Raw genomic sequence first — 12,773 nt, 5'->3', positions numbered from 1 at the left:
CGATGAGCAATAACAACGTACTCGACACCCTGTGGTACACGCGCTGCCCCGTCCCGACGGGCCTGGGGATAGCCCTGCAGCAAGGCTGGCTGGAAGAGGCCTTGCGCGCCGACGGCAGCAACTTGCGCTCCTTGCGCGAATCGGAGCAGGAAGCCGTGCGCGAATCGCATTTCGACCATACCTTGCAAAATTCCGTGCGTCACGGCGGCAACATCCCGGCCCTGTGGGCGCGCGCGGCGGGACGCGAGACGCGCGTGATCGGCCTGTCATGGTCGGATGAGACGCAGCTGATATTGACCTTGCCTGGCAGCGGCATCCAGTCGGTGCGTGACTTAAAGGGGCGGCGTTTCGGCTTGCCTTTGTGGGCCAAGGCGCAGATCGATTTTGCGCGCGCGCAAGCCTTGCGCGGGCTGGAAAATGCGCTGAGCCTGGAAGGGCTGGCCGTGTCCGATGTAGAACTGGTCGATTATGTGGTCAACACGGGCCAGAGCGAGGCGGCGCCGGAGAAGGGCGCGGCAACGAACCTGTTCAGCGGCGCGCGGCGCGGCGGGCAAAGCCCGGAACTGCTGGGACTGTTACGGGGCGAGGTGGACGCCATTTTCCTGAAAGGCGCCTCGGCCGCCCAGCTGGCGCAGCAGTTCGGCTTGCATACGGTGATCGACACGGGCATCCATCCGGAACCCTTGATCCGCGCCAACAACGGCACGCCGCGCACCCTGAGCGTCGATGCGCACCTGCTCGACAATCATTTCAGTTCCGCCGTGACCCTGGTCGACCAGGTGCTGCGGGCCGAAGCGTGGGCGCGCGGTCACGCGGACGAGACGCGGCGTTTCCTTGCGCGCGAATCGAATGCCAGCGAGCACTGGGTGCAAGTGGCGTATGGCAAGGATGCACATTTGCGCCTGGACACGGACCTGGCGGAAACGTCGGTGGCGGGCTTGCAGGATTTCAGCGACTTCCTGTTCCGTTGGAATTTCTTGCCCAGCAAGGTAGACGTGCGTGCCTGGATCGACCCGCGTCCCTTCGAATCGGCGCTGGCGCAGACGCGCCGGGCGGCTTGAGCGGGAAGTACGTCAACAGTGGCCATGCTTGATGATGAGGAGAATGCGATGCGGCGACGCACGGTGATGGGCGGGCTGGCCTTGCTGCCCCTGGCGGGACAGGCGGTGTCGGCAGTGTCGGCAGCGAAAGGGGCGGGGGCGCCGCCGGCGGCCCTGCGCATCGCCTCGACGGGCTTTGCGGAAAACGGCAAGGCGGAACTGGGCGGTATCGCTTACCGGGTGCAGCAGGAAGGCTGGCTGGCGCGTGAACTGAAGCAGTGGGGCGTGCGGCTGGAATGGCTGCCCGTCACGGGCGACACGGGCGCGACCATGAACGAAGCGTTCGCCAGCGGGCGCATCGACATGGCTGCGTATGGTGACTTGCCGTCCGTCATCCTCAACGCGGGCGGCGTGCGCACGCAGGTGATCGTGCCGGCGGGGCGGGGCACGGACCAGTTCCTGCTGGTGCCTACCGGTTCGCGCGCCACGTCGCTGGCCGAGCTGAAAGGCAAGCGCATCAGCGTGCACCGGGGCCGGCCATGGGAACTGGGCTTGCGCCAGCTGATCGCCGACCAGCGCATGTCGCCTACGGATTTTCGTTTGATCAATATGGATTTGAAGCCTGGCACCGCCGCGCTGGCCACGGGCGCCGTCGACGCCTTGTTCATGATCAATGGCTATCCGTTGGAAGACAAGGGCATTGGCCGCATCATCTGGTCCAGCAAGGGGCTGCCGGAACGCAAGATGCGGGCGGAACTGTGGGCGCGGCGCGATTTTACGCAAGCCCATCCCGACATCGCCGAACTGGTGGCCACGGCCTGGCTGCGGGCCCAGCACTGGGCGGCGTTGGACGGCAACCGCGAAGCCGTCATCAAGGATGGCACGCGCAACGGCACGCCCGACAGCGTGGTGCGGCGCAGCTACGACGATCCGGGCTTGCAGTGGAAGGAGCGCTGGTCGCCCCTGTACGACGACGCCGTGTACCGCCATTACCGCCGGGTGCTGGCGTTTGCGCAGGAACAAAAGCTGATCCGCCAGCCCTTGACGGCGGAGGAATTGCTGGAACCGCGGTTTGTCGCTGCCGGCTTGAAAAAGCTGGGGCTGAGCAATTACTGGGAACCGGCCAAGGTGTAGTGCCGGAAGACGGGCGCGTGGCTCAGTGCGGCAGGCACACGCGTCCCGCCACATTGATCAGGTCGTCGCCCGCATGCGCGCGCAGTTGCAGCAGCATCAGGGCCACGCCCAGCATCAGCGCGGCAGCGCAGAGTTTCTTGTGCATCGTCTTTTCCGTTTTCACTATCTATGGGGGTGTTCAGCGATATTATTGCCGAAATTCACCGTGCGGGCTGAGCTTGTGCCAGGCGTGCTTTACAATTATGCATCGTGCGCATCCGCGCCATCTGAATGCTATGCATAGTATGTGAAGGGAATGACAAGCCTGTGACTTCCAAACCGATCAAGATCGCCGCCACCGTTGTCGTGGCACTCGCCGCTGGGGCCGGCATTTATAGCTACACGCGTCCCGCCGCCACTGCCACGCCGGGCGCACCCGTATCGGGCAGCCCGTCCGCCGCCGCCCAATCGACGGTCGACACGGCCACCGTGGCTGCCCAGTTCCGCGATTTGCTGGGCAATTTCCGCAAGATTATCGTGCTGCTGGCCGACGAGCAAAGTCTGCCGGAAGGCGCGCGCGACGAAGCGCGTAAAGTGGGGCAGGGATTGTTCCATGAAAACCAGGAACGCATCGCCAAGCTCGATCTTGCGCTTGATCAATTGACGGCGCCCACCAATCCGGGCCGCTTCGAGGCGCTCGACAGCCTGTTGACGTATATCGAATCCGATCCCGGCCTGTATGACGCGGACCGCCTGGCCTTCCGCGAGCTGCTGCAAAGCATGCTGGCCGACGTGGCCAAGGATTCGTCTTTGCCGGCGATCAAGCTGCACAAGCGCATTTCCGAAGACCTCGATGCGCTGGGAGAGATCGAGCGCAATTACGAGAAGGAAATCCGGCAAATCTTCGGCAACCTGGGCCAGCGCGCGATCGAACTCAAGCGCGAACGGTGGGACGATTACGTGGCGCAGCTGAAAAAGCTCTACAGCCGTGAACAGATTTTGAAGGAAAACGGCATCGTCGTACCGTATGCAGTACCTCCAGCCGCGCCGTCAGCTGGTACGATACCCGAAGCCAAGCCCGTGCCAAAAAAAGATGAGGCAGAAATCTTTGGCCTGGGCTTGCCGAAGAAAACCATCGTGCTGACCTTTGACGACGGCCCGCACCGCCGCTACACGGAAGAAATCAGCGCCATCCTGAAACAGTATGGCGTGCCGGCCGTGTTCTTCAACGTGGGCCGCAACCTCGGTTCGCTCGATGCGGAAGGCCACGCCAAGCTGGGCGCGGGCGCGGAAGTGAGCCGCAAGCTGATGAAAGAGGGCTATGCCGTGGGCAACCACAGTTTCAGCCACGCACAATTGTCGAAACAGACGGGCGACAAGCTGAAAGGCGAAATCCTCGGCACCGACACCTTGTTGAAAGCCATCAGCCCCGAGCGGGCCGCGCTGTTCCGCTTTCCGTATGGCGCGCGCAATAGCGAAGGCATGGCCGCACTGGCCGATGCGCATTTGAAATCCGTGATGTGGAATATCGATTCGCTGGATTGGGCCGACCCTGTGCCCAGCTCGATCACGAACCGCGTGTTGGCGTCCGTCGACAAGGCGGGGCGGGGCATCGTCCTGTTCCACGACATCCACGAACGCACGGTGAAAGCCTTGCCGGCCGTGCTCGACAAGCTGATCGCCGAAGGCTATCAATTCGCGGGCTGGGATGGCACCAGCTTCCAGGTGGGGAAAAGCATGGCCCCGGCGCCGGAAAAAGTGCCCGTGACCACCGGTTACGCCAATTCCTGGGCCGTCGTGATCGGCATCGACGATTACGCGAAATGGCCGAAATTGCAATATGCGGTACGCGACGCGCAAGGCATCCGGGAAACGCTGATTGAAAAATTCGCATTTGCGCCCGAGCGTGTCGTGACCCTGAAAAATGGCGAAGCGACGCGCAACAACATCCTGGCCGCTTTCCACGACAAGCTGGCCCACGGTGGCGTGCAAAAGAATGACCGCATCTTCGTGTTTTTCGCCGGCCACGGCGCCACGCGCAAGCTGAGCTCGGGACGCGACCTGGGCTACATCGTGCCCGTCGATTCCGACCCGGCGCAGTTTGCCACGGATGCGATTCCGATGACGGAAATCCAGAATATCGCGGAAAGCCTGACGGCCAAGCACGCGTTCTTCGTCATGGATGCCTGCTACAGCGGCCTGGGCCTGACGCGCGGCGCCGGTTCCAGCTCCTTCCTGCGCGACAACGCCAAGCGCATCGGCCGGCAAATGCTGACGGCCGGCGGCGGCGACCAGCTGGTGGCCGACGGCGGGCCGAATGGCCACTCCGTGTTCACGTGGACCTTGTTGCAGGGCTTGGCGGGCAAGGGCGACCTCAACGGCGACGGCCTCATCACGGCCACGGAACTGGCGGCGTATGTGGCGCCGGCCGTTTCCAGCGTATCGAACCAGACGCCCGCGTTCGGCAGCTTGCCGGGCTCGGAAGGGGGCGATTTTGTGTTTGAATTGCCGGGCGAAACGGAATTCCTCAGCCCGAACACGACGCAGCTGTCGACGGAAGCCATCGCCCTCAATAGCAAGCTCGATGCGAAACCGGCGGCGGCCAGCGTCACGGTGAAGGATTTGCAGGGCGGCGAACAGAAGATCGTCACGCCGGGCGCCGTGCCGACGTCCACGCGCCAGTTGGCGCAGCGGGCCAACGACCGTGGTTTGCAGCTGTACAAGGAGAAACAATATGCGGCGGCGGAAGCGCAATTTACGGAAGCGCTGAAACTGCGTCCCGACTTCGCGTTGGCGGCGAATAACTTGGGCTTTGTCTTCTACAAGCAGGAAAAATACCGCGAAGCGGCCCGCTGGTTTGAAAACACGGTCAAGATGGACCCGTCGCGCGCCATCGCCTATCTGAACCTGGGCGACGCCTATGCCAAGGCCGGCGACGCCGCCAAGGCGAAAGCGGCCTATAAAACCTACTTGGAACTGGCGCCGACGGCTTCGACGGCCCCGGCCGTGCGGCAAAAGATGGAGAAGCTGTAAGCGTGTGCGGCAGCGCGCCCATCGTCCACGTGTTTGTGTGCCGCGGGCGCTTTGCCAGCTGGGACGCGCTGCAGGCCTTCCTGGCGCCCACGTACACGGAGGATGGCGATGAAGTAGCGTCGCCATTCTTCCTGGAAACAGGCCTCACGCACTACGAGCCTGCCTGTGTTGAGAGCGCCATGCTGGCGTCGCCGGCGCCGCTGGCCCGGTTGCTCGATGGCGTGTCGTATGGCGACAGCTGGATGGCGCTGGCGTGCGCGGACGCGGATGGGCAGCACTTGCTGGCTGACACGAGCGTGTGCGTATTTGCGCCGAATCAGCTGGCGCACCCACAGCGCAGTTCGCTGCATCACGTGGGCAGTTACCGTTACTGCGTGGAAGACTGAGCGCCATCCCCCCGCTCCTCATGCAATAGCTTGTTGACGCTGGCCAGCAGGCTGGTGCCCGACGTCGTGATGAAGCGGGCGCCGGCCGCCTCCGCTTCCGTGCCGTAACTGGCGACCGTATCCTTGCTGCAATACACAATGATGGGTAACGCAGGCTGCGCCTGCCGCACTTCGCGCACCGTGCGCACGCCCGCATCCTTGATGCGCCGGCGGTTTTCCACCCGCGCCATGTCCGTGATGAGCAGCGCATAGGGCTTCTGTTGCAGCATGGCCAGCGCCTGCCGCGTCGAGACAGCCTGGTCCACCTTGATGTTTTCCCGTTCCAGCTGTTCCACCAGCAAGGTATTGTTGCGGGGATGGTCGTCTAGCCACAGCACCTGACTGGCCGGCTTTTGCGCCGTCGGCATGCCGGCCAGGGCTGTGACGGCCGCGCCCCCGTCCGGCGGATGGGCCAGCAGCAGTTGCGTGACGGCTTCCTGCATGTCGTCGAGCGATTTTTGCTGCAGACGGCTCAATTCCGTGACTTCGATTTCCTTGCCGCTCTCCAGGCGCACGGATTCGTTCTTGACCATGCTGTCGGCGCGCTTGATCATGATGGACAGGTAGATGCGCGTGAGCAGGTAGCCGATCAAAAAACCGTGCACGGAAAAGAACAGCATGATGCCACCCACGACGGCCATGGCCGTGGGCGTGTCCGTATTCAGGCTCGGTGCGATGAAGGCGGCCATGCTGCGCGCGCTGCCGGGCAGGCTTTTGAGTTCGATCAAGCCCACGCCGACGATGATTTTCGTCAGCCAGTCCGACACTTCGACCAGATTCGAATTGATTTCCATGGGCGTGGGCGTGCCCAGGAACAGGGTATTGCTGGCGTTCCCCGTTGCCGCATCAGCCCCGGCGGCAGGCGGTTCGTCCGTGGGGCGGCCCTTGCCATTGCTACGCTCGTCGGGCGGCGCCATGTTGACGGTGCCCGAGGGCAGGGTGCGCGGTATGCCGAACAGGAAACCCAGCAGCATGCCGCTGACGCAAAAGCCCAGACTCCACAGCAGGGCCGGCACGGCGTGATAGTAGGGCGGCAACAGGGCGCCGGCCAGCACGGACAGCAGCCCCGCCAGCAGGATGAACAGCAGGATATACGGCAGCACATCGCGCTTGCGCACGGCGGCGGCAGTGCTGGTTGCCTTGCCGGTGCTGTCGTTCAGGTCCACGGTCGCTCCTTGAAAAGGCTGAATCCAGGCGCCCACCCGCCGCGTATATGGTCAGCAGGGGCCTGTACTGACATCATAAAAAGGGGAGACGCGATGCTATTGAGAAAACGCAAACTGATGGCAGCTTGTGCACTGGCATTGTTGGGCATGGGGCGCCTGGTGGCGGCGCAAGCGCCAGCAGGGGCCGCCACAGTGGCTGAAGAGTCGCGCACCGTGCGCGTGACGGGCCACTACGACAACGCCGTCGGCACGTCGGACGCGGCCAGCCAGGGCGTCATTACCAGCGAACTGATCGTCAACCGGCCCGCCTTGCGCACGGGCGAGTTGCTGGAATTCGTGCCGGGACTGATCGTCACCCAGCACAGCGGCGACGGCAAGGCCAACCAGTATTTTTTGCGCGGTTTTAATCTCGACCATGGTACGGATTTCGCCACCCATGTCGACGGCATGCCCGTCAACATGCGCACGCATGCGCATGGGCAAGGCTATTCCGACCTCAATTTCCTCATTCCCGAACTGGTGCAGCGCATCGATTACAAGAAGGGGCCGTATTTCGCCGGCGAAGGCGATTTTTCCTCGGCAGGCAGCGCCCGCATCCGCCTGGCCGACAAATTGCCGCAAGGCCAGGCCAGCGTTTCCGTGGGACAGCATGGCTATGTGCGCGGCGTCGTGGCCGATTCCGTCGCTGCGGGGCCAGGCACCTTGCTAGTCGGCCTGGAAGTGAACCGCAACAACGGTCCTTGGGATGTGCCGGAGCGCGTGCGCAAAGTCAGCGGCCTGCTGCGCTACAGCCAGGGCACGTCCGATGACGGTTTCAGCGTGACGGCCATGGCCTATAGAAACAGCTGGAACGCCACCGACCAGGTGCCGCTGCGGGCCGTGGCATCGGGCCAGATCGGCCGCTTCGGCTCGCTGGCGCCCAGCGATTGCGGCGATACTTCGCGCACCAGCCTGTCCTATGCGATGCGCCAGCGCACGGAGAACCGCTTGTTCGAGCTGGACGCGTACGTGATCCGCTCGCAGCTGGAACTCAATAGCGATTTCACGTATTTCCTTGCCGACCCGGAACAGGGCGACCAGTTCCAGCAAAGCGAGCGGCGCACGGTGGCGGGCGTGAACGCCAGCGAAAGCTGGACCACGCAGCTATTCGGTCTTCCCTTGCGCAACAAGCTGGGCGTGCAGGCCCGCTACGACCGGCTGTCGCCCGTGGGCCTGTACAACACGGTGGAACGCGTCCGGCAAGGCACGCTGCGCGAAGACCGGGTGCGCGAAGCCAGTATCGGCCTGTATGGCGAAAACACCGTGCAATGGCTGCCGTGGCTGCGTTCCGTGGCGGGTGTGCGCTACGACGCCTACCGTTTCAATGTGGACAGCAGTATCGACGGAAACAGCGGCGCGGTGAATGACCACGTGGTGTCGCCGAAGCTGTCATTGATCCTTGGTCCCTGGAGCAAGACGGAATTCTTCGTGAACTACGGAAAAGGTTTTCACAGCAACGACGCACGCGGCACGACGCAGACGCGCCTGGCCGATGGCGCGGTGTCCACACCCGTGACGCCCCTGGTGCCGACGAAAGGCATGGAATTGGGCGCGCGCACGGAATGGCTGCCGGGACTGCAAAGCTCGCTGGCCCTGTGGCGCCTCGACATCGCGTCGGAATTGCTGTTCGTCGGTGACGCGGGCGAGACGGAGCCCAGCCGCGCCAGCCGCCGCCACGGCATCGAGTGGAACAACCATTATATTGCCGCGCCGTGGCTGCTGTTCGACCTGGACCTGGCCGCCTCGCGCTCGCGCTATAAGCAGAATGATCCGGCCGGCAATTTCATTCCGGGCTCCATCGACAAGGTGGCCTCGTTCGGCGTGACGGTGACGGACCAGGGGCCATGGTCGGGCGCCTTCCAGCTGCGCTACTTCGGCCCTCGTCCCCTGATCGAAGACAACAGCGTGCGCTCGGCCTCGACCATCCTGGCGTATGCAAGAGTGGCTTACCAGCTCAACCGCAAGACGCGCCTCTCGCTCGATGTGTTCAACCTGTTGAACAAGCGCGCCAGCGACATCGATTATTACTACGCGTCGCGCCTGCCCGGCGAAGCGCAAGAAGGAGTGAACGACCGGCATTTCCATCCGGTCGAACCGCGTTCCGCACGGCTGACCTTGTCATATGCATTTTAGTCAGGGTAGACTGGGGCATGACCGATCACTTAGTAAATACCAGTAAATTTCTTTCCCTTATATTGCGCCACGCCCCAGAAAAAATCGGCCTCGCGCTCGATCCAAACGGCTGGGCCGACATCGGCCAGCTGCTGGCGCAAGCGGCCCGGCATGGCCGACGCCTTTCTCGTGAACAATTAGATGACGTGGTGGCGCGCGACAGCAAGACGCGCTATGCCATCAGCGACGACGGCATGCGTATCCGCGCCAACCAGGGGCATTCGCTGGCGGCCGTCGATATCGCTCTGCCGCCCGCCACGCCACCCGCCATGTTGTACCACGGCACGGCCAGCCGCTTTGTCGAGGCGATCCGTACCCGCGGTTTGCTGCCGGGATCGCGCAACCACGTGCACCTGTCCAGCAACCGCGAAACGGCCGTGGCCGTCGGCGGGCGCCATGGCAAGCCCGTTGTGCTGACGGTGGATGCGGCCGCCATGCGGGCGCAGGGTCACGTGTTTTATGTGTCGGACAATGGCGTGTGGTTGACTGACGCCGTGCCGCAGGCGTTCATCGGCTTTCCCTGAGGACAGGCCGAACTGCGGCTTCCACGCCCGAATAAACCTGCACGGCGTCCGGCAGCCTCGCCCCTTGCACCGGGATAGCCGCCACAGCCTGGTTCAGTTCCGCCACTTCTGCGGTTGTAAAACGCACACTGGCCGCGCCGATATTGTCCAGCATGTGCGCCATCTGCGTGGTGCCGGGAATCGGCACGATCCACGGCCGCTGCGCCAGCAGCCAGGCCAGGGCGATTTGCGCCGGCGTGGCTTGCTTGCGTGCCGCCCAGCGATTGACCAAGCTCACGAGCGCCAGGTTGTGCGGCAGGTTTTCCGGTGCAAAACGCGATTCGATCTTGCGGATGTCGCCGTCGGCAAAGCGGGTCTTTGCGTCGATGGCGCCTGTCAGGAAGCCCACGCCCAGCGGGCTCCACGGCACGAAACCGATGCCGAGTTCCTGGCACAGGGCCAGCACGCCGTCTTCCGGCCCCCGCCACAGCATCGAGTATTCGCTTTGCACGGCGCTGACGGGTAGTGCCGCATGGGCGCGGCGCAAGGTCTTCAAGCCCATCTCGGACAAGCCCCAGTGCAACACTTTTCCTTCGCGCATCAGGTCCTGCACGGCGCCGGCCACGTCCTCGATCGGTACTTGCGGGTCGACCCGGTGCTGGTACAGCAAGTCGATGCGGTCCGTGCGCAGGCGCTTGAGCATGCCGTCGACGACCAGCTTGATGTGCGCCGGACGGCTGTTCAGGCCGGGGCGGCGTTCGCCCGTCTGCTGGTCGATATTCCAGCCGAACTTGGTGGCGATGACGATGTCGTTGCGAAACGGCGCCACGCCTTCACCAAGGATGTGCTCCACCTCGTGCGGGCCGTAGGCTTCGGCCGCATCATATAAGGTGACGCCCTGCTCATAAGCCGTGCGGATGATGCGATGCATTTCGGGGCGGCTGGGTATTGTCGTCTGGTAAGTGCGGCTCATGTTTTGCACGCCCAGGCCGATGCTCGATACTTCCAGTTGGCCCAGCTTGCGACGACCCTCCACCGTTGCCGGCACCGTTTCGCCTTGCGCCGAGCTGATCAACGGCGTGGCGGCCAGGCTGCTGGCCGCCAGCAGGAAGCCGCGGCGGCCCGTGCTTGTATCTTTTGTTGGCATGTGTGTTTTCCCTTAAATACCAAGCTTGCGTTCGGCCATCCACTGGACGATGGCCGGGTCGCGGTGCGAAAAGAAGCTGCTGGTGCCCGTTTCCAGGGTGGCGATGGCGGCCATGTCCGCTTCATCGAGGTCGAAATCGTCGATGGCCAGGTTTTCCGCCATGCGTTCGCGGCGCACGGTCTTGGCCAGCACGGCGATGCCCCGGTGCGTGAGCCAGCGCAAGACGATCTGGCCCACGGACTTGCCATATCTGGTGGCGATGTCCAACAGTAACTCGTTATGGAGCAGATGGTTGCGGCCTTCGGCGAATGGCGCCCACGCTTGCGGCTGCACGCCGTGCTCGAGCATGAAAGCCACGCTGTCGGCTTGCTGGTGAAAAGGGTTGATTTCGATCTGGTTGACTGCGGGCGCGATGTCGTTGAAGGCGATGATGTCCATCAGTCGGTCAGGCTGGAAATTGCTCACGCCGATGGCGCGCAACTTGCCGCCGCGATATGCGTCCTGCATGGCGCGCCAGGAGCCGTGGACGTCGCCAAACGGCTGGTGGATCAGGAATAAATCCAGATAATCGAGCTGCAAGCGTTGCAGCGACTGGTCGATGGCGTCGCGCGTGCGTTCGTAGCCCGTGTCCTGCACCCACAGTTTGCTGGTGACAAACAGTTCCGCGCGCGCCACGCCGCCATGCTTGATACCCTGGCCGACGGCTGCCTCGTTCATGTAGGAAGCGGCCGTGTCGATCAGGCGGTAGCCGGAAGCGATGGCGTCGATCACGCTGCGCTCGCATTCGGCCGGATCGGGAATCTGGAAGACGCCGTAGCCGGCGACGGGCATGCTGATGCCGTTATTCAGGGTGACGTGGTTCATGGCTAGCTCCTTCAATCATTGACAGGAGCTACTTTACGGCCTAAGCCATTCGTTGATAAGCCGCTGGAATCGGCATGCTCTTATTAGCTGTACTAATGAATAAGCGCCCTCGCCTTGGCTTGCCCCTGGCGCTTGCGGCGCCAGATCAGCACGCCCGTCACGCTCAAGCCCGCCACCAGCAGGCCCATGGCGCAGATGAACAGTTTAAAAGGCCAGCCCCACATCGAGGCCATGTGCAGGGCGCTGATCCAGCTGCGGATGGTGTCGCCGCTGGCTGCGCCCGTGGGCAGCCAGGCGGCCAGCTGTCGGCCGCTGGCTGCATCGAAAAAGACAGTGGTGAGGCCCTTGTGGGCGCGCACGTCGCGGCTGCTGCGCACGTTGTAGCTGTACACGCCCAGCGCGCGTTCATACGCCAGCGCGTTTTCCTCGATGATGCTGAAAGCGTGCCGGCGCGCCAGTTCGCCCATCAACAGGCGGCCCTGCGCGCGGGCGGCCGGCCAGTCCAGCTGCGGCCCCGGCGACGGCGTGTGTCGCGCGACGATTTCCTCGGCACCCTGGTGGGCAAACAGCGGATGCATGACGGCCGCATAGGCGCCGTACAGGTTGAAGGCGACGCCGCTCCAGGCAAACACCAGCAGCATGGCCCACAGCCACAGGCCGCCCGCGCGGTGCAGGTCGAATACCAGTTTATAGCTGCCGCCGTTGCGGCGCAGCAGCCACGATGGCCGCCAGCGCAGCAGCCACGGTTTCGTGCCCGGCGCGCGTTTTTTCAGGCGCGCGGGGAAGGTCAGGGCGGCGCCGATGAAGCAATCGAGCGTCCAGACGATGGCGACCAGACCGAACACCAGCAAGCCCGTGTCGCCCAGCGCCAGCGCGTAATGCAGGCGCTCGATGAAGGGCAGCAGGTTGATGGTGCCCTGGCTGATGGCACCCCAGCGTCGCTGGCCCAGTATCGCGCCCGTGTACGGATCGACGAATACTTCGTCGCTGGCCAGCGGTGATTCGTCGCCCGGGCGCAGGTAAAACACCATGCTGCGGCCTGGCGGTGCGGACAGCGGCGCGTAGCTCACCTGTGCCTGGGGAAAGCGCGCGGCGATGCTCTCGCGCAGCAGCAGGGCGTCGAGCGGCGCGGCGCCCGGCGTGGGCGGCGCCACGCGGAAGACGGCGGGTAGCATGGCCGCCTCCAGTTCATCCTTCCACGCCAGCGCGCTGCCCGTCACGCCCGCGACGATGAGGAAGCCGGCCATCAGCAGGCCGGCATAGCGGTGCAT

General features: G+C 63.9%; 11 protein-coding genes. 6 read left to right on the top strand and 5 right to left on the bottom strand.

The window, feature by feature from the left end; translation table 11 throughout:
• Nucleotides 1–2: 2 nt before the first annotated feature.
• The gene (locus tag SJI03_RS23085; RefSeq protein WP_322428749.1) at nucleotides 3–1,061 is read left to right on the top strand and encodes an ABC transporter substrate-binding protein; all 1,059 of its coding nucleotides are present in this window, start codon (nucleotides 3–5) and stop codon (nucleotides 1,059–1,061) included.
• 48 nt (nucleotides 1,062–1,109) lie between these two features.
• Nucleotides 1,110–2,174 (top strand): ABC transporter substrate-binding protein, encoded by a 1,065-nt coding sequence (locus SJI03_RS23080; protein WP_322428748.1) that lies wholly within the window; start codon nucleotides 1,110–1,112, stop codon nucleotides 2,172–2,174.
• Nucleotides 2,175–2,196: 22 nt separating this feature from the next.
• Here SJI03_RS23080 and SJI03_RS23075 read toward each other — a convergent pair whose 3' ends face one another.
• Nucleotides 2,197–2,319 (bottom strand): hypothetical protein, encoded by a 123-nt coding sequence (locus SJI03_RS23075; RefSeq protein WP_267891635.1) that lies wholly within the window; start codon nucleotides 2,317–2,319, stop codon nucleotides 2,197–2,199.
• Between the two features lie 161 nt (nucleotides 2,320–2,480).
• Here SJI03_RS23075 and SJI03_RS23070 point away from each other — a divergent pair, with 161 nt between their 5' ends.
• Both SJI03_RS23070 and SJI03_RS23065 read left to right on the top strand, forming a co-directional pair.
• Nucleotides 2,481–5,186: a polysaccharide deacetylase family protein gene (locus SJI03_RS23070; protein WP_322428747.1), complete on the top strand. Its 2,706-nt coding sequence runs from the start codon at nucleotides 2,481–2,483 to the stop codon at nucleotides 5,184–5,186.
• Nucleotides 5,187–5,188: 2 nt separating this feature from the next.
• Complete coding sequence (locus tag SJI03_RS23065) at nucleotides 5,189–5,572, top strand: immunity 22 family protein (RefSeq protein WP_322428746.1); 384 nt, start codon at nucleotides 5,189–5,191, stop codon at nucleotides 5,570–5,572.
• Here SJI03_RS23065 and SJI03_RS23060 read toward each other — a convergent pair.
• Nucleotides 5,554–6,777: a response regulator gene (locus SJI03_RS23060; protein WP_322428745.1), complete on the bottom strand. Its 1,224-nt coding sequence runs from the start codon at nucleotides 6,775–6,777 to the stop codon at nucleotides 5,554–5,556. The genes SJI03_RS23065 and SJI03_RS23060 overlap by 19 nt on opposite strands.
• Nucleotides 6,778–6,870: 93 nt before the next feature.
• Here SJI03_RS23060 and SJI03_RS23055 point away from each other — a divergent pair, with 93 nt between their 5' ends.
• Together SJI03_RS23055 and SJI03_RS23050 are read left to right on the top strand one after the other, a co-directional pair.
• The gene (locus SJI03_RS23055; RefSeq protein WP_322428744.1) at nucleotides 6,871–8,949 is read left to right on the top strand and encodes a TonB-dependent receptor; all 2,079 of its coding nucleotides are present in this window, start codon (nucleotides 6,871–6,873) and stop codon (nucleotides 8,947–8,949) included.
• 17 nt (nucleotides 8,950–8,966) lie between these two features.
• A complete protein-coding gene (locus SJI03_RS23050) occupies nucleotides 8,967–9,512 on the top strand; it encodes an RNA 2'-phosphotransferase (RefSeq protein ID WP_322428743.1) in 546 nt (181 codons plus the stop codon).
• On the opposite strand, the gene SJI03_RS23045 is transcribed toward SJI03_RS23050, so the two are convergent.
• The 3 genes from SJI03_RS23045 to SJI03_RS23035 form a co-directional block, all read right to left on the bottom strand.
• On the bottom strand, nucleotides 9,496–10,638 hold the full coding sequence (locus SJI03_RS23045; RefSeq protein ID WP_322428742.1) for an aldo/keto reductase: 1,143 nt from the start codon (nucleotides 10,636–10,638) through the stop codon (nucleotides 9,496–9,498). The two genes, SJI03_RS23050 and SJI03_RS23045, sit on opposite strands and share 17 nt — an antisense overlap.
• A gap of 12 nt (nucleotides 10,639–10,650) precedes the next feature.
• Nucleotides 10,651–11,502, bottom strand: coding sequence for an aldo/keto reductase (locus SJI03_RS23040; protein ID WP_322428741.1), 852 nt, complete (start codon nucleotides 11,500–11,502; stop codon nucleotides 10,651–10,653).
• A gap of 92 nt (nucleotides 11,503–11,594) precedes the next feature.
• The gene (locus tag SJI03_RS23035; RefSeq protein ID WP_322428740.1) at nucleotides 11,595–12,773 is read right to left on the bottom strand and encodes a PepSY-associated TM helix domain-containing protein; all 1,179 of its coding nucleotides are present in this window, start codon (nucleotides 12,771–12,773) and stop codon (nucleotides 11,595–11,597) included.

This window comes from Janthinobacterium sp. GMG1 (assembly GCF_034427795.1).
GTDB lineage: Bacteria > Pseudomonadota > Gammaproteobacteria > Burkholderiales > Burkholderiaceae_D > Janthinobacterium.
The sequence above is the reverse complement of the archived record's forward strand: the minus strand, read 5'-3'. Positions and strand labels throughout refer to the sequence as shown.